Genomic DNA, 17,576 nt, shown 5'->3' on the forward strand with positions numbered 1-17,576 from the left:
CGGTGCTGCGCTGCTCAGGCAGCGCGGTACGGGGCTTCTGCGAGCCCGCGCACGCCGGGGCGGGCCACGAAGACCGCGCCGCCGTGGGCAATGTCGTTGCCCTGCGGCTGGCCGGGGCGGATGGAGGTGATGAACAGCAGGTCCAGGTCGGGCCCGCCGAAGCTGCACATCGAGGGCTTGCTGACCGGCACGCTGAGCGAGCGGTCGAGCACGCCCTCGGGCGTGAAGCGGTGCACCACGCCGGCATCGTTGCCGCAGATCCAGTAGCAGCCGTCGGTGTCGATGGCGCCGCCATCGGGCCGGCCGGGCAGCTCGCGCATGTCCACGAACAGGCGCCGGGGGCCCAGGCTGCCATCGTCGTGCAGGTCCAGCGTCCAGACTTTCTGCACATTGGGGTGGCTGTCGCTCAGGTACATGGTGGCGCCGTCGGGACTGAAGGCCAGGCCGTTCTGCGTGACCAGGCCTTCGACCTGGGGCACGGACAGGCCGCGCGCATCCTGGCGGTACAGGCCGCCAGCCGGCTGGGCGAGCGCCATGTCGCGCACCATGGTGCCGGCCCAGAAGCGCCCCTGGCGGTCGCAGCGTCCATCGTTGAAGCGCATGCCGTCCTGCGGGTGCTGCACGGCCGAGATGGGGGTGCAGGCCAGCGTGCCGTCATCGGCCGGGCGCAGGTGAAAGAGGCCCGTGTCCATGCCGGCGATGAGGCCGCCATCGGCATGCAGGGCGATGCAGGCCAGGCGCTCGGGCGTGGCCCAGCTGGTCAGCTGGCGATCGGCCCAGCGCAGGCGGCGCAGCGCGCGGCCTTCGATGTCCACCCAGTACAGCGCCTGTTCGGTGACAGACCACAGCGGGCTCTCGCCCACCTGGTCGCGGTGGTCGGGCAACAGCAGTTCCATGGCGGGGGTGCTCACTCGAAAGGGCCTGTGCGCACGAAGGGGCCACCCTGGTAGATGACGGCCGGGTCGGAGAGGTCAGGCGACGGGTCGGCCGCCTCCACCTTGGCGCGGAAGGGCTCGGAGCTGTCCTGTGGCCGGTAGCCGATGTGGCGCGCCAGGGTGTTGTCCCACCAGGTGGTGGTGTTGTCGCCCATGCCGTAGATGGTGCTGTGGCCCACCACGGGGGCGGTGAGGCTGGCGACGACCAGGCGCTCCAGGTCGTCGTAGCTCATCCAGGTGGCGAGCATGCGGCGGTTGCGCGGCTCGGGGAAGGAGGAGCCGATGCGCAGGCACACGGTCTCGATGCCGTAGCGGTCGAAGTAAAAGCGCGACAGGTCTTCGCCGAAGGCCTTGGACAGGCCGTACAGGCCGTCCGGCCGGGCCGGATCCTTGAGGCCCACGACCTCGTCCTGGCGGTAGAAGCCGGTGACGTGGTTGCTGCTGGCAAAAATCACGCGCTTGACGCCCTGCTTGCGCGCGGCTTCGTACAGGTTGTACGCGCCGACGATGTTGGCCGGCAGGATGGCGTCCCAGGGTTGTTCGGTGGACACGCCACCCAGGTGCATCACGGCGTCCACGCCGGCCAGCAGTTCGTGGATGGCGGCGGCGTCTTCCAGCTTGGCGGGGCGCACTTCCTCGCCGGCGGCCTCGGCACCCAGTTCGGCGATGTCGGACAGGCGCAAAGTGGTGCAGTAGGCCTTCAGACGGGTGCGCAGCTCACGGCCCAGACCGCCGGCGGCACCGGTGAGCAGCAGGCGGTTGAATCGGATCGGTGTCGGGTGACAAGGCATGGAAATTCGGAATGTTCTTGGTACAGTGGCGGTATGCTTCGTTGCACGTCATCAGTTGTCGTACAACGCGAATGCAATGTACTCCCAAGCGCCCCCCGATCACATAGGGATAACACCGAGAAATGAACACCGCCATCGCCCTTCGCCGCAAGCCCCGCACCCTGGCCCTGGAGCTGGTTGAATCCCTGGGCGACCGCATCCGCGACGGGCGCCTGGCGCTGGGCGACAAGCTGCCCACGGAGGCGGCGATCATGGCCGAGTTCGAGGTCAGCCGCACCGTGGTGCGCGAGGCGATCTCCAAGCTGCAGGCCTCGGGCCTGGTGGAAACGCGCCACGGCATCGGCACCTTCGTGCTGGGCCTGGGGCAGGCGCCGGGCTTCAAGATCACGCCCGACCAGTTCAGCACGCTGCGCGACGTGATCGCCGTGCTGGAGCTGCGCATCGGCGTCGAGACCGAGGCCGCCGCGCTGGCCGCGCAGCGCCGCACCGACGCCAACATCGCCGCCATGCGCGTGGCGCTGGACGCCGTGACCAAGGCCGTGGACGAAGGGCGCGACGCGGTGGCGTCGGACTTCCAGTTCCACCTGGAGATCGCGCGCGCCACGCAGAACAGCCATTTCGCCGAGCTGATGGGCACGCTGGGCAGCATGATCATCCCGCGCGCGCGGCTCGAGGCCGGCGACAGCCAGAGCGACCTGCGCCAGTACCTGCGCCGCGTGAACGGCGAGCACGAGAGCATCTACGACGCCATCGTCGGCCAGGACCCCGATGGCGCGCGCGCGGCCATGCGCACCCACCTGGCCAACAGCCGCGAGCGGCGTCGCCGCGCCCAGACCGAGGCCGGCTGACCCCCGGGGGCCTGGCCCCCGCCCCCCTCACCCTGCTCCACTGCTTCCCCGGTGCGCGGTCCCTCGGGCCGTGTCCGTACTAACCCGAAGTCATGACTTCGCATTTTGTTGTACGATGACATACAACAAATCACCGCGTTGTGTCCGCTGCCCCGGCCCCGAAGCCCTGGCGCGCCCCAGCGCACGCCTTATTGCCTGGGAGTTTTTGTCCAATGACCCCACCGAAATGCGCGCCACCGACCGGCATGGGACCTTGTGAGGTCAGACATCTGCCGGACTCCCCGGCGGCCCCGGTAGCCGCGGCCAGCTGAGCGCCGCGGAGCCCCACCGCCCGCGGGTCGACCCCGCACCACCGCCAACACCCGATACCGCGTTGCGCCGTACCGGCGCAGTGCCCTGCCCTGCCCATTCACCCGAGGAGCCCACCCGCCCCAACCATTCCATCCCCGCTTTCATCAACCCTGAAGAAAACAAGAGACGAGAACGAGAGAGAGACAAAACCATGACGAAGAAGACGCAAATTTCCCACCTGTCCCTGGCCGCCTGCGCGGCGCTGCTGGCCGCTGCGCCGGCCGCCCAGGCCCAGTCGAGCGTGACGCTGTTCACCCTGGTCGACCTCAACGTCAGCCACTACAGCGCGGGCTCGCGCTCGGGCGGCGGCAGCGTTACCTCGATGAACGACGGCACGACCAACGGCCTGAACGGTTCGCGCTGGGGCATCCGCACCGTGGAGGACCTGGGCGGCGGCCTGAAGGCCGGCGTGCTGCTGGAAAACGGCTTCAATGCCGACAACGGCACCTTCGGCCAGGGCGGCCGCGCCTTCGGTCGCCAGGGCTTCGTGTGGCTGTCCTCGTCCACGGTGGGCGAGTTGCGCCTGGGCCGCCAGTACATCCTGGAAGATTCGGTCATGGGCCTGAGCAACCCCTTCACCAACGCCCTGACGCTGAATCCCGGCACCGGCGTGACCAACGCCGGCAAGGCCTTGCCGCTGTGGCTCAACGCGCCGCGCGCCGACAATGTGCTGCAGGTGCAGACCGTCAACTACAGCGGCTTCCAGGCAGCGGCCCAGGTGGCGCCCGGCGAGGGCACGGCCGACCGCTTCTACGGCATCAAGCTCAGCTACGGCCAGGGCCCGTTCAACAGCGCGCTGTCGTACGAGTGGAACCGCTCGCGCACCACGGGCGACAACGTGAACAAGTCGCTCACGGTGGCGGCCAACTACAACTTCGGCGTGGTCAAGGTGCTGGGCGGCGTGCAGCGCAACCGCGACCTGGCCACCACCTCGGTGAACGGCGCCTTCACGGGCAACAACCTGACCGTGACCGGCACCAACACCTTCGCCATGGACCGCAGCGACGGCACCACCATCGGCGTGGAGGTGCCCGTGGGCTCCTTCGTGCTGCTGGGCGCCAACTACACGCGTGTGAAGTACGCCAACGCGGCCGGCCAGAACGACACCCTGGGCAAGGTCGCCGTGGGTGCGCGCTACGCGCTGTCCAAGAACACCTTCCTGTATGCGTCGGCCTCGCAATCGACCGGCGGACTCAAGGATTTCATCAGTCAGAAGAGCGTCACGCAGGTCGGCGTGCGCACGGCTTTCTAAGGCACGCCAGAATGGGTCCCCTGCCACCGCACACCGGCAACCGCTGCACAATGCACTGCTCCGCGCAGGCGCCTTGTTGCTGCGGCCAGGCCCGTGCGGCGGGCCGGCGGCCTGTTCGGCACCGTTGCCACCACTTTCCCACTACCTGCACCACACCATGCATGCAAACCTGATTGGCGGAACCTGGACCGAAGGCGTCCGCGGCTACCGCAACACCAACCCCTCGGACACCCGCGACGTGATCGGCGACTACGCCGTGGCCAGCCGCGAGCAGGCGCTGGAGGCCGTGTCGGCAGCGCACGCGGCCTTCCCGGCGTGGAGCCTTTCCACCCCGCAGCAGCGCTTCGACGTGCTCGATGCCGTGGGCAACGAGATCATCGCGCGCAAGGCCGAGTTGGGTGACCTGCTGGCCCGCGAAGAAGGCAAGACCCTGCCCGAGGCGATTGGCGAAGTGGGCCGTGCGGCCGCCATCTTCAAGTTCTTCGCCGGCGAGGCGCTGCGCCCCGGCGGCGAGGTGCTGCCCTCGGTGCGCCCCGGCGTGGGCATCGAGATCACGCGCGAACCCCTGGGCGTGATCGGCATCATCACGCCATGGAACTTCCCCATCGCCATCCCGGCATGGAAGATCGCGCCGGCCCTGGCCTACGGCAACTGCGTGGTGTTCAAGCCCGCCGAGGTGGTGCCAGGCTCCGCCTGGGCGCTGGCCGACATCCTGCACCGCGCGGGCCTGCCGGCCGGCGTGTTCAACCTGGTGATGGGCCGCGGCTCGGACGTGGGCCAGGTGCTGCTGGAAGACGAGCGCATCGCCGGGGTGAGCTTCACCGGTTCGGTGGGCACGGGCCAGCGCGTGGCGGCGGCCTGCGTGCCGCGCGGCGCCAAGGTGCAGCTCGAAATGGGCGGCAAGAACCCCTTCGTGGTGCTCGACGACGCCGACCTGGCCGTGGCCGTGGGCGCTTCCGTCAACAGCGGCTTCTTCTCCACCGGCCAGCGCTGCACGGCCAGCAGCCGCGTGATCGTGACCGAAGGCATCCACGACCGCTTCGTGGCCGCCGTCATCGAGAAGATGAAGACCCTGAAGGTGGACGACGCACGCAAGGCCGGCACCGACATCGGCCCCGTGGTGGACGACCGCCAGCTGGCGCAGGACCTCGAATACATCGGCATCGGCCAGCAGGAAGGCGCCAAGCTCGCCTTTGGCGGCGAAGCCCTGGAGAAGAACGCCGACGGCGCGCCCGGCTTCTACCTGCGCCCGGCCCTGTTCACCGAGACCACGCCCGGCATGCGCATCAACCGCGAAGAGATCTTCGGCCCCGTGGTGAGCGTGCAGCGCGTGAAGAACTACGAGGAAGCGCTGGCCCTGGCCAACGACACCCCGTTTGGCCTGGCCAGCGGCATCGCCACCACCAGCCTGAAGCACGCCACGCACTTCAAGCGCCACGCCCAGGCCGGCATGGTGATGGTGAACCTGCCCACGGCCGGCGTGGACTACCACGTGCCGTTCGGCGGCCGCAAGAGCAGCAGCTACGGCCCGCGCGAGCAGGGCCGCTATGCCGCCGAGTTCTACACCACGGTGAAGACGGCGTACACGCAGGCCTGATCCTCCAGACCTGACGCACAGCAATCGGGCGCCCCAGGGCGCCCGATTGCTTTGGCGACTTGCCTGCATAATTGCGCCCCATGCACGCCCTTCGAACCTTTGCCGCCCTGCGCCTCCTGGTGCTGGCCTGGTTCATGGCGTCCATGGGCGTAGCCATTGCCGCGCCGCTGGTGAACCCGCAGCCCATCGAGGTGATCTGCTCAGGCGCGGGCACCATCAAGCTGCTGGTGCAGACCGACGATGGCACCGTGGAGATGGGCAGCATGGGCATGGACTGCCCGCTGTGCGCCAGCACCGTGGGCGCACCGCCTTCGGTGCCCACGGCCTTTGTCCCCCTGCCGCAGCCGCTGGCGCACGCCGTGCAGCCCGTGGAGGCGGCGCGCATCGCCGCCATCACCGCGGCCCCCCTGCCCGCACGCGGGCCCCCCACCGCCCTCTGACCCGACCGCCGCTCGCGCAGGCCCCTGGACGCCAGGGCTGCGCGGCCTTCGTTCCTGTCCGTGTTGCGGACGGCACGCACCTGTCGCCAGGTGCCGCCGTCCGCCAGAGAGTTGTGCCATGTCCCGTTCCCTTTTTTCCGCTTCTGCCGCGCCCTCCGCCCTGTTCACCCTGTCGCCGCTGCATGCGGCCCTCCTCATCGCCCTGGTGCCGCTGGGCGCGGCCGCCCAGCAGGCCGCCCCGACCCTGCAGGCGGTCGACGTGGTCGATGCCGCGGCCCAGCCCAACGGCCGGCTGCAGCTCGATGTGCCGGTGGCCACCGGCAGCCGCCTGGGCCTCACGGCGCGCGAGACACCGGCCTCGGTGACCCTGGTGGACCGCGCCACCATCGACGCGCGCGGCGCGCAGGACACGCAGGAGATCCTGCGCGCCGTGCCCGGCGTCAGCGCGCACAACGCACCCGGCTCCATGGCCGCGAGCTACCGCGGCTTCACAGCCAACTCGGTGGCGCAGCTGTACAACGGCATCAACCCGCAGTACGGCAGCGCCACGCGCGCGGTGGACAGCTGGATCTACGACCGCGTGGAGGCCATCGGCGGGGCGTCGAGCTTTCTCTACGGCTCGGGCGGCGTGGGCGGCTCGATCAACTACATCACGAAGACGGCCGAGCGCGGCAATTTCGCCGAAGGCCAGCTGCGGCTGGGCTCCTACGGGCTCAAGGAAGCCTCGGTGGGGCTGAACCGGCAGATCGCAGGTAGCGCCGGCAGCAGCGAAGGGGCAGGCCCCGCGCACTTCGCGCGCATCGACCTGAACCACCGCGACGCGGGCAGCTGGACCACGGGCACCAAGACCCAGGCCACGCAGCTGGCCACCTCGCTGCTGTCGGACCTGGGCGGCGGCTTCACCCACACCCTGGCGTACGAATACCAGAAAGACCACGTGGACCGGCCCTACTGGGGCACACCGGTGCTCAACCCCGCCGTGGGCGCGCTGCGCATCGATCCGGCCACGCGCTCTGCCAACTACAACAGCGCCGACGGCCTGTACGAGCACCGCGCGCAGTGGCTGCGCTCGGTGGCGCAGTGGCGCGTGTCCGATGCGCTGCAGCTGCGCAACACCTTCTACGCCTACGACGCGCTGCGCGACTACCGCAACGTGGAGATCTACACCTTCAACGCCGCCAACACCGCCGTGGTGCGCACCTCGCCCTTCCTGCAGCGCCACGACCAGAGGCTGCTGGGCAACCGCATCGAAGGCACGTACCAGGGCCAGCTGGCGGGCCGCAAAAGCGACTGGGCCTTCGGCCTGGACGTGAGCGTGAACAAGCAGACGCGCTTTCCGCAAAGCCTCTCCACCGCCGTCAGCACAGTGAACCCCACCCAGTTCACGACCGAGAACTTCTTCGACATCCCGGGCACCTCGCCGGTCTACAGCGCCGACAAGGACAACAAGGCCACGACCACCGCCCTGTACCTGGAGAACCGCACGGCGCTGGTGCCCGGGCTGAACCTGGTCACCGCGCTGCGCCACGAGCGCATCGGCCTGGACCTGGTGAACCGCCGCGCCGTGACGGCCACCGCGCCCGCCAGCTTCAGCCGCGACTACCACCCCACCACGGGCCGCCTGGGCGTGGTGTGGGACATCGCGCCCGGCGCCAATCTGTACGCCCAGGCCTCGAACGCGGCCGACCCGCCCTCGGGCTCGCTGGCCTCGGCCTCGTTTGCCGACGTGCGCAACAACAGCGAGCTGACCACCGGTCGCCAGGTCGAGCTGGGCAGCAAGTTCGACTTCTGGGACGGCAAGGGCAGTGCCACCGTGGCGGTGTACGAGATCCGGCGCCAGAACATCGCCTCGCAGGACCCGGCCAACCCCAACCTCACGCTGCTGGTGGGCGAGCAGTCCTCGCGCGGCATCGAACTGTCGGCCGGCCTGCGCCCCAGCGCGCGGTGGCAGCTGCAGGGCAACCTGGCGCTTACGCGTGCGCGGTACGAGAACTTCGTGCAGGGTGGCGTGTCCATGGCGGGCAAGGTGCCGGCCCTGGTGCCACAGGCCGTAGCCAACCTCTGGGTGTCGTACGCTGTCACGCCCACCGTCACGGCCAGCGCGGGGCTGCGCCATGTGGGCAAGGTGTATGGCAACGCGGCCAACTCGAAATACTGGCCGTCGTACACCCTGCTCGACCTGGGCCTGGGCTGGAAGCTCAGCCCCGCCACCACGCTCACCGCGCGCATCCGCAACGCCACCGACCGCACCTACGCGGCCGAGGTGCGCGACCAGGTCTACCTGGGTGCGCCGCGCACGGCGGACCTCACGCTGCACACCGCGTTCTGACGGGGGCCGCAGCATGCAGCAGCACGCCAAGCGCTGGCTCTACCTCGTGCACCGCTGGGCGGGCGTGGTGCTGTGCGCCTTCTTCGCCATGTGGTTCTTTTCGGGTGTGGTGATGATGTACGTGGGCTACCCCAAGCTCACGGCCACCGAGCGCCTGGAGCACCTGGCGCCGTTGCGCGGCGCATCCATCGCGCTGGAACCCGCCGACGCGCTGCGCGCCGCGGAAATGGAGGGCCAACCCCTGGCCGACCTGCGCCTGGCCGCAGCCAGCGGCGGGCGCGCCGTGTACCTGGTGCAGCCCGAGGGCGCGCCCAAGCGCCGGCCGGCCACCGTGGTCGATGCAACCACCGGCGAGGTGCTGCGCGGTGTGGATGCGGCCTGGGCCATGGCCACGGCGCAGGCCTTCGCGGGCGCATCGGAGAACGCCCTGCGCCACCTGGGCACGCTGGACGAAGACGCCTTCACCCACTCACGTGCACTCGATGCACACCGCCCCCTGCACCACGTGGCCCTGGGCGACGCGGCGGGCACCGAGGTGTATATCTCGGGCACCACGGGCGAAGTGGTGCGCGACGCCACGCGCAGCGAGCGCGGCTGGAACTACGTGGGCGCCTGGATCCACTGGCTTTACCCGTTTCGCGGCAACGTTTTCGACGGCTGGTGGGCCGACATCGTCAATTGGCTGTCCATCGCGGGCATCGTGCTCACACTCACGGGCACGGTGGTGGGCGTGCTGCGTTGGCGCTTCACGCGGCGCTACAAGAGCGGCTCACGCTCACCCTACCGGGGCTTCATGATGCGCTGGCACCATGTCTTCGGCCTGCTGTTCGCCGCCGCGACGCTGACCTGGATCTTCAGCGGCCTGATGTCCATGAACCCCTGGAAGGTCTTCGACAGCGGCGCCCCCGCCCTGCGCAGCCATGCCATGCACGGCGGCCCGCTGCGGCTGCCCGCGCAGGCCGCCAGCGTGCAGGCCCTGCTGGCGGCGGCATCGCCCAACACGCGCGAACTGCGCTGGGTGCGCCACGCCGGCCACACACTGGTGCTGGCGGCCAGCCCCACGGGCGCGCCGGCCGTGCGCGACGCCGCCACGGCGCAGCCCCACACTCCAGATCCGGCCGAACTGCAGGCCGCCGCCGCACGCCTGCTGCCCGACCCGGTGGCGCACACCGAACTGCTGCACGGCTACGACCTGCACTACTACAGCCGCGCCGCCCACACCATGACCGGCGGCGGCGACAACAAGCCCCTGCCCGTGCTGCGCGTGGTGTTTGCCGACGCCCCTGCCACCTGGGTGCACATCGACCCGCACACCGGCGCCGTGCTCGACAAGAGCGACAACCACCGCCGCGCCAGCCGCTGGCTGTTTGCGCTGTTGCACAGCTGGGACTGGGGCCCGCTGCTGGCGCACCGGCCGCTGTGGGATGCGCTGCTCATCGTGCTGAGCCTGGGCGGTCTGGTGCTGAGCGCCACGGGCGTGGTGGTGGGCTGGCGGCGGCTGGTGCGGCCGTGGCGTGGCTCGGTGCAGATAGCCAGATCACATGCAAAATAAGATTGAAACCTTTTGTTTCATGAAGATACACTGCGTAACACCTGGGTGGCACGCAGCGGGCAGCCTTGCCGCACGCACCCAGGCCCCGCCATCTTCAACGCCAAAAACCACCTGGCAGAGGTCTTTCATGCAATCGATCCGCACCGCGCTCACCGGAGCCCTCCTCGTCCTGGCCGCAGGCACGTCCGCCCTGGCCGCAACCGACTACAACAGCCCACCCGCAGGCGATGGCCAGTACCGCCAGTGTCTGAGCCATGCCGCCAAGCTCTACGAGGGCGGTGACGAAAAGAGCCCCGTCCGCGGCCAGACCAAGGCCCAGGCCTGGTGCACCTGCATGTGGAACGAGACGTCCGACGACTTCAAGGGCAACCTCGTGACCTTTGCCGAAACGCGCAAGGGCAAGGAGACCAACAAGCTCTGCGAAAAGCACGCCGACTGGCACGAGTGAGCCGCTTCGCCCTCCACTGGGCAAGCACACAGCAAGCCGCCTTCGGGCGGCTTTTTCATGGGCGGGCTCAGGCGGGCTCGTCTTCCTCGCGCTCACGCCCGGGCAGCAGCAGGTTCAGGCCCACGGCCACCAGCGCGCCCACGGTGATGCCCGAGCCGAAGACCTCGCGCACGAAGGCCGGCATGCGCGCCAGCAGGTCGGGCCGCACCGTGACGGCCAGGCCGCAGCCCAGCGAGACAGCGATGATCAGCGTGTTGCGGCGCGAGGGCGCAGTGCTGGCCAGCATGCGGATGCCGGCCGAGACGATCATCGCGAACATCATGAGCCCCGCGCCGCCGAGCACCGGCTGCGGAATGGTCACCACCAGCGCACCCAGTACCGGAAACAGCCCGGCCAGCAGCAGCATGACGCCCGTGAGCGTGACCACATGGCGGCTGGCCACGCCGGTGAGCGAGACCACGCCCACGTTCTGCGCGAAGGTGGACAGCGGCGGACTGGACATCACCGCCGCGAAGGCCGAGCCCACACCGTCGCACAGGATGCCGCTGGCCAGGCGCTTGCCCGGGATGGGCGTGCGCGTGGCCGCGCCCAGGGCCATGAAGGTGCCCGTGGTCTCGACGATGGTGACCAAAAAGGCGATGGACATGGCAAGGATGCCCGAGACCGGGAACGCCATGCCGAAGTGCAGCGGCTGCGGTATGGCGAACACCGGCGCCTCGCGCACCTGGGTGAAGTCGATGAACCCCAGCCCCAGGCACAGCACATAGCCGCTGGCGATGCCCAGCACCACGGCGCTGGCCGAGACGATGCCCTTGCCCCATTGCACGAAGCCGATGACCAGCGCCAGCACGAATCCGGCAATCGCCAGGTGGCCCACGGCGCCGTAGTCGCTGGCGCCCACGCCGCCGGCCGCCCAGTCCACGGCCACGGGCGTGAGCGACAGGCCGATCAGGGTCACGACCACACTGGTCACGGTGTGCGGAAAGAAGCGCCGTATCACCGGCATGAAGAAGCTGCCCACGATCATCACCAGCGAGCCCACGAGCGACGAGCCCAGGATGCCGGCCACGCCATGCTCCAGGCCCACGCTGATGCCCGCACCGACAAAGGCGAAGCTGGTGCCCATGACGCAGGGCAGGCGTATGCCCACGGGCCCCACGCCCTTGCACTGGATGATGGTGACGATGCCCGAGCCCAGCAGTGCGGCATTCACCAGCGCCACGATCTGGTCGGCCGGCAGCTTGAGCGCGCCCCCCACCACCAGCGGTACGGCGATGATGCCGCCGAGCGCCGCCAGCAGGTGCTGCAGCGACAGCAGCACCGCGGTGGCCAGCATCGGGGGCCGGTCTTCCACCTGGTAAAGCAGTTGTTGATCCATTGTCTTTGTCTCCTTGTCCGTTGGCCTTTTTTTATGCAAAGGCACTTGTCGGCATGTGAGGAATGCAGTCTCTGGTGGGGCGCGTTGCCGTGGCTCCTTGCGTGCGGTGGTGGGCGGCAGGCGCCCAGGTCGAACCGGGCCCGCCCGCGAAGGGGCAGCCCGGTGGTGGATGGAAAAATTGAAGAAATCAGTGGCCGGCCGAGGCCCGCTCGAACAGCGTGTGTGCCAGTGCGTTGTGGCGCCCCAGCACCACGGGCAGGTCGGCCGTGAGCAGGCGGCCGCGTTCGACCACCACGCGGCCGTTGATGACGCTGGTGTCCACGTTGGCCGGCGTGCAGAACACCAGGGCCGCCACCGGGTCATGACCCGCGCCGGCAAAGCCCACCGAAGACATGTTGAAGGCCACGAAATCGGCCGACATGCCGGGCGCCAGCGCGCCGATGTCGTCGCGGTTGAGCACGCGCGCGCCGCCCAGGGTGGCGATCTCCAGCGCCTCGCGCGCGCCCATGGCGGCGGGGCCGTGGCCCACGCGCTGCAGCAGCAGGGCCTGGCGCGCCTCGCCGAGCATGTGGGCGCCGTCGTTGGAGGCACTGCCATCCACCCCCAGGCCCACGGGCACGCCGGCATCGCGCATGCTGCGCACGGGCGCAATGCCCGAGGCCAGGCGCATGTTGGAGCAGGGGCAGTGGGCCACGCCCGTGCCGGTGCGCGCGAACAGGGCGATGCCCTCGGGGTCGAGCTTGACGCAGTGCGCATGCCAGACGTCGCGGCCCACCCAGCCCAGGCTCTCGGCGTACTGCGCGGGGGTCATGTCGAACTTCTCGCGCGAGAAGGCCACGTCGTTGTCGTTCTCGGCCAGGTGGGTGTGCAGCGACACGCCGTGCGCACGCGCCAGCAGGGCCGACTCGCGCATCAGGTCGCGCGTCACCGAGAACGGCGAGCACGGCGCCAGCACCACGCGCAGCATGGCGTGGCGCGAGGCGTCGTGGTACTGCTCGATCAACCGCAGGCTGTCGCGCAGGATGGCCTCTTCCTCCTCCACCACCACGTCGGGCGGCAGGCCGCCCTTGCTGCGGCCCAGGCTCATGGAGCCGCGCGCGGCGTGAAAGCGCATGCCCATCTGCTGCGCGGCGGCAATGGCATCGTCCAGGCGCGCGCCGTTGGGGTACAGGTACAGGTGGTCGCTGGTCGTGGTGCAGCCCGAGAGCATGAGCTCGGCCATCGCCGTCTGGGTGGACACGTGCACCATCTCGGGCGTGAGGTGCGACCACAGCATGTAGAGGTTGTTGAGCCAGGAGAACAGCTCGGCATCCTGCGCCGCGGGCACGGCGCGCGTGAGGCTCTGGTACATGTGGTGGTGGGTGTTGACCAGGCCGGGCAGCAGCACCCGGCCGCGCATGTCGAGCACCCGGGCCCGGCCCTCGTCGGCCATGCGGCGGTACTCCAGCGGCAGCTCGGCCGTGGGGCCCACCCATTGCACGGCGGGGCCATCGGCCACCAGGGCGCCATCACGGATCTCGCGGCGCTGCGCGTCCATGGTGACGAGGACATCGGCGTTCAGGGCGATCAGGGGGGTCGGGGTGCTCATGGGGCGGCTTCTCTTTGTTCGCGGATTCGATGGCGCCAGTCTAGGAACGCCGATGCATCCGCGATAGCGCCGATTTGCGCCAATGGTGTCCACAAAATGTGGACACCCGAAAGGCTTGGGCTACCTTGCCGTGGCGAAGAGCCGCGCCAGGGCGTCGCCGATGTTGGCCGCCATGAGCTCGGCCGCGGGGCTGAGCTGGCCCTTGGCGCGCGCCGCCAGCACCAGGGTCTGGCGCGCCAGGTGGGGGTCGCGCAGCGGAACGAAGACCAGGGCGTTGCGCGCGCGCTCCTCCATCACATCGAGTGGGTTGAGCAGGGCGATGCCCTCGCCCAGCACCACCAGGCGCAGGATCAGCGCCATCGAGGTCGACTCGGCCACGGGCGTGACCTTGATGGCATTGCGTTCGAAGGCCGCGTCGAGCAGCGTGCGGATGGTCAGTTGCGGCGCCGGCAGGATCAGCGCATGGCCGACGCAGTCGCTGAGCAACACGGAGGAATGGCGCGCCAGCGCGTGCCTGGGCGGCACCACGGCGCCGATGGGCCATTCGCTGGCCGACAGCGTGCGCACGGCGGGTTTGAGCGACAGGTCGTAACCCAGGCCCAGCTCGGCATCGCCGCGCTCCACGGCGGCCGGTATCTCGGCAATCGGCAGGTCGATGATGCGCACCGCGATACCCGGGTAGCGCTGGCGGAAGGCATGCACCAGCGAGGGCAGCAGCGAGCCCGCCAGACCCGCCGTGGTGGCCACGGTGATCTCGCCGCGGCGCTCGTCCTTGAACTCGGCAATGCGCTCGCGCAGCGCGGCATGCTCGCGCAGGGTGCTGCGCACATGGGCCAGCACCATCTCGCCCAGTGGCGTCAGGCGCAGCCGGTTGTGGATGCGATCGAACAGCGGCGCGCCCAGCTCGGCCTCCAGGTCCAGGATCTGGCGGTTGACCGCCGTGGGCGCCACGTGCAGGTGCTCGGCCGCCTTGCGGATGGAACCGCGGCGGACCACTTCGTCGAGGTAGCGGAGAACTCGGGCGTGCATGGCGCGCAGGTTACCCGGTTTGCCGCAAGGTGCTGCGACCAGCGGACTACTAGCGCTTGCTCGACCTCAGCGTGCGGCTGAGCAAGATCACTGGCACCAGCCCCACGGCCACCAGCGCCAGCGAGGGCAGCGCGGCCTCGCCCAGGCGCTCGTCGCGCGCCAGCTGGTAGGCCACCACGGCCAGGGTGTCGCTGTTGAAGGGGCGCAGCACCATGGTGGCGGGCAGCTCCTTCATCACGTCCACGAAGACCAGCAGCGCGGCGGCGGCGGTGGAGCGCTTGAGCAAGGGCCAGTGCACGCGCGCCAGCAGGCCGGCGCTGCCGGTGCCCAGCATGCGCGCCGAGTCGTCCAGGCTTTGCGGGATGCGCGCATAGCCGCTTTGCATGGACTGCAGCGCCACGGCGCAAAAGCGCACCAAATAGGCCCAGACGATGCCCACGGCCGTGGCCGTGACCAGGGCGCCCACGCCCCATTGCGGCATGGCCGCCTGCAGCCAGCCCACGGGCAACAGCAGCCCGACCACGATGACGGCGCCGGGCACGGCGTAGCCCAGGCTCACCAGCTGCACCACGCCGCGCGTCACGCGGTCGGCGCTGCGGCGCACCGCGAAGGCCAGGGCCAGCGCGACGATGACGGCCAGTACGGCGGTGATGGCGCCCAGGCGCACGCTGTTGCCGGCCCACTCGATGAAGCGCCCCCAGGGCAGCACCGACCAGTCGGCCGCCAGCGGCCGCAGCATGAAAACCACCGGCGCCACGAAGCCCATGAGCACCGGCAGGCCACACACGGCCCAGGCCAGCAGCCGGCGCCCGCCGCGCAGCGCCAGGGGCTGCGCCTCGGCCGAACCGGCGCGGCCCAGGCCGCCCGCAAAGCGCATGCGCTTTTGCGCCCGCTGCTCCAGGTGCAACAGGGCCATCACCACCACCAGCAGCATGGTGGCCAGCTGCGCGGCGGCGAGCCGGTTGTCCATGGACAGCCAGGCCTTGTAGATGCCGGTGGTGAAGGTCTGGATGCCGAAGTAGCTGGCCACGCCGAAGTCGGCCAGCGTCTCCATGAGCACCAGGGCCACGCCGGCGGCCACGGCCGGGCGCGCCAGCGGCAGCGCCACGGCGCGGATGCGGCGCGGCAGCGGCGCACCGAGCAGGCGCGCGGCCTCCATCAGGTGCGCGGCGCGCTCGCCCAGCGCGGTGCGCGCCAGCAGGTAGACATAGGGGTAGAGCGAGAAGATGAACACCCAGACCGCGCCGCCCAGGCTGCGCACCTCGGGCAGCAGCCGGCCTTCGAGACCGAAGGTGGCGCGCAGCCCCACCTGCAGCGGGCCGCTGAACTGCAGGAAGTCGGTGTACGCATAGGCCGTGACGTAGGCCGGCATGGCCAGCGGCAGCAGCAGCAACCACTCGAAGGTGCGCCGGCCCGGGAAGTCGAACAGCGTCACCGCCGCGGCCGCGGCCGTGCCCACGGTGGCCGCGCCCAGCGCCACCAGCACGCTCAGCCACAGCGTGGTGGCCACATAGCCGGGCAGCACGGTGGAGGCCATCTCGCGCAGGATGGGCCCGGCCAGCGCATCGGCCTGCCCGATCGGCAGCCACGAGGCCAGCACCGCCAGAACGGGCAGGACCAGGATGCCGGCGAGCAGGACCAGGGGAAGGGTATGGAGGCGAAAGGGTGTGCGGCGCAAGGCAGGGGGGCTCGGCAGAAGAAAGAACGCACGCCGGCCCGGGCAAGACACCAGGGAAGATCGGAGATGCAAATGCGAATTTTAAGCATTTGCCCCCGCCCACCTAAAATGGGGCCATGTTCCTAGAGGTCTCCCAACTTGAAGTGCGTTATGCAGGTCGCCCCCGCGCCGCCGTGCAGAACGTGTCCCTGGGCCTGCGCGCGGGCGATATCGGCGTGCTGATCGGCCCCTCGGGCTGCGGCAAGACGACCCTGCTGCGCGCCGTGGCCGGGCTCGAGCCCGTGTCGGGAGGGCAGATCAGCCTGACCCAGCAGGTGGTCAGCAGCGCCAGCGTGAGCGTGCCTCCCGAAGAGCGGCGCATCGGCATGGTGTTCCAGGACTATGCGCTGTTTCCGCACCTCTCGGTGGGGCGCAACGTGGCCTTTGGCATCCACCACCTGCCGCGCGCCGAGCAGGCCGCGCGCGTGGCCGAGGTGCTCACGCTGGTGGGCCTTTCGGGCAGCGAGCAGCGCTTTCCGCACGAACTCTCGGGCGGGCAGCAGCAGCGCGTGGCGCTGGCACGCGCGCTGGCACCGCGTCCGCAACTGATGCTGCTGGACGAGCCGTTTTCCAACCTCGACGTGGACCTGCGCGAGCGCCTGGCGCACGAGGTGCGCGGCATCCTCAAGGCGGCCGGTGCCACGGCCCTGTTCGTCACGCACGACCAGCTCGAGGCCTTTGCCATCGGCGATGTGATCGGCGTGATGCACGAGGGCCAGCTGCACCAGTGGGACGACGCCTATACCCTGTACCACCGCCCGGCCACGCGCTTTGTGGCGGACTTCATCGGCCATGGCGTGTTCGCCCCCGCCACGCTGGTGCAGCGCGGCAGCAACGTGGTGGCGCAGACGCCCGTGGGCGAGCTCACCGACCTGGCCGAGTGCCCCCTGCCCGCGAGCTACCCCGGCGGCGAGTGCGATGTGCTGCTGCGCGCCGATGACATCGTGCACGACGATGCAGCCCCGGTGCAGGCGCAGATCGTGCGCAAGTCGTTCCGCGGCTCGGAGTTTTTGTACACCCTGCGCCTGGCGAGCGGACAGACCGTTGTGGCCCATGTGCCCAGCCACCACGACCACGCGGTGGGCGAATGGATCGGCATCCGCGCCGAGGCCAACCATGTGGTGACCTTCCCGCGCGAGGCCGAAGCCCGGGTGGCCTGAAACGCTTCACGCAAGCGTCACGGCGCCGTCATGCAAGGCGGCAAGAATAGGTTGCAATTCGTAGCAATACCACCGATTCTTCCCGCATGCCTTTCCTCGACAGGTGCCCGGCCACAGGGGTCTGCGCCGCCCCCGCCCCCTTTTCCACGCGCGGAGCCGCC

14 protein-coding genes are annotated in these 17,576 nt (G+C 69.9%); 8 read left to right on the plus strand and 6 right to left on the minus strand.

What is annotated here, in order from left to right; genetic code table 11:
* Positions 1-14 precede the first annotated feature (14 nt).
* Both AC07PF_RS08745 and AC07PF_RS08750 read right to left on the minus strand, forming a co-directional pair.
* Positions 15-896: an SMP-30/gluconolactonase/LRE family protein gene (locus tag AC07PF_RS08745; RefSeq protein ID WP_494611578.1), complete on the minus strand. Its 882-nt coding sequence runs from the start codon at positions 894-896 to the stop codon at positions 15-17.
* A gap of 11 nt (positions 897-907) precedes the next feature.
* A complete protein-coding gene (locus AC07PF_RS08750) occupies positions 908-1,726 on the minus strand; it encodes an NAD-dependent epimerase/dehydratase family protein (RefSeq protein WP_494611579.1) in 819 nt (272 codons plus the stop codon).
* A gap of 122 nt (positions 1,727-1,848) precedes the next feature.
* Between AC07PF_RS08750 and AC07PF_RS08755 the strand changes: the two genes are divergently transcribed.
* The 7 genes from AC07PF_RS08755 (at position 1,849) to AC07PF_RS08785 (ending at position 10,543) form a co-directional block, all read left to right on the plus strand.
* Positions 1,849-2,574 carry a FadR/GntR family transcriptional regulator gene (locus AC07PF_RS08755; protein ID WP_494611580.1) on the plus strand — a complete coding sequence of 242 codons (726 nt, stop codon included), beginning with the start codon at positions 1,849-1,851 and terminating at the stop codon, positions 2,572-2,574.
* A 502-nt stretch (positions 2,575-3,076) separates the two neighbouring features.
* A complete protein-coding gene (locus AC07PF_RS08760) occupies positions 3,077-4,177 on the plus strand; it encodes a porin (RefSeq protein WP_494611581.1) in 1,101 nt (366 codons plus the stop codon).
* Positions 4,178-4,334: 157 nt separating this feature from the next.
* Positions 4,335-5,774 (plus strand): aldehyde dehydrogenase family protein, encoded by a 1,440-nt coding sequence (locus tag AC07PF_RS08765; RefSeq protein ID WP_494611582.1) that lies wholly within the window; start codon positions 4,335-4,337, stop codon positions 5,772-5,774.
* Positions 5,775-5,854: 80 nt separating this feature from the next.
* Complete coding sequence (locus AC07PF_RS08770; protein WP_494611583.1) at positions 5,855-6,214, plus strand: DUF2946 family protein; 360 nt, start codon at positions 5,855-5,857, stop codon at positions 6,212-6,214.
* A 118-nt stretch (positions 6,215-6,332) separates the two neighbouring features.
* The gene (locus AC07PF_RS08775) at positions 6,333-8,543 is read left to right on the plus strand and encodes a TonB-dependent receptor (protein ID WP_494611584.1); all 2,211 of its coding nucleotides are present in this window, start codon (positions 6,333-6,335) and stop codon (positions 8,541-8,543) included.
* A 13-nt stretch (positions 8,544-8,556) separates the two neighbouring features.
* Positions 8,557-10,095, plus strand: a complete 1,539-nt coding sequence (locus tag AC07PF_RS08780) for a PepSY-associated TM helix domain-containing protein (RefSeq protein WP_007853093.1) — start codon at positions 8,557-8,559, stop codon at positions 10,093-10,095.
* A 127-nt stretch (positions 10,096-10,222) separates the two neighbouring features.
* Entirely contained in the window at positions 10,223-10,543 is a 321-nt protein-coding gene (locus tag AC07PF_RS08785) for a hypothetical protein (RefSeq protein WP_494611585.1), read from the plus strand.
* Between the two features lie 67 nt (positions 10,544-10,610).
* On the opposite strand, the gene AC07PF_RS08790 is transcribed toward AC07PF_RS08785, so the two are convergent.
* From AC07PF_RS08790 to AC07PF_RS08805, 4 genes are all read right to left on the minus strand, one after another.
* Positions 10,611-11,921 (minus strand): uracil-xanthine permease family protein, encoded by a 1,311-nt coding sequence (locus tag AC07PF_RS08790; protein ID WP_494611586.1) that lies wholly within the window; start codon positions 11,919-11,921, stop codon positions 10,611-10,613.
* Positions 11,922-12,108: 187 nt separating this feature from the next.
* Positions 12,109-13,509, minus strand: a complete 1,401-nt coding sequence (locus AC07PF_RS08795; protein ID WP_494611587.1) for an 8-oxoguanine deaminase — start codon at positions 13,507-13,509, stop codon at positions 12,109-12,111.
* 120 nt (positions 13,510-13,629) lie between these two features.
* Complete coding sequence (locus AC07PF_RS08800) at positions 13,630-14,538, minus strand: LysR family transcriptional regulator (RefSeq protein WP_494611588.1); 909 nt, start codon at positions 14,536-14,538, stop codon at positions 13,630-13,632.
* A gap of 49 nt (positions 14,539-14,587) precedes the next feature.
* A complete protein-coding gene (locus AC07PF_RS08805; RefSeq protein ID WP_494605687.1) occupies positions 14,588-16,216 on the minus strand; it encodes an ABC transporter permease in 1,629 nt (542 codons plus the stop codon).
* A 116-nt stretch (positions 16,217-16,332) separates the two neighbouring features.
* On the opposite strand from AC07PF_RS08805, the gene AC07PF_RS08810 reads away from it, so the two are divergent.
* The gene (locus AC07PF_RS08810; protein ID WP_494611589.1) at positions 16,333-17,415 is read left to right on the plus strand and encodes an ABC transporter ATP-binding protein; all 1,083 of its coding nucleotides are present in this window, start codon (positions 16,333-16,335) and stop codon (positions 17,413-17,415) included.
* Positions 17,416-17,576 lie beyond the last annotated feature (161 nt).

The organism is Acidovorax sp. GW821-FHT10A04 (assembly GCF_059415825.1).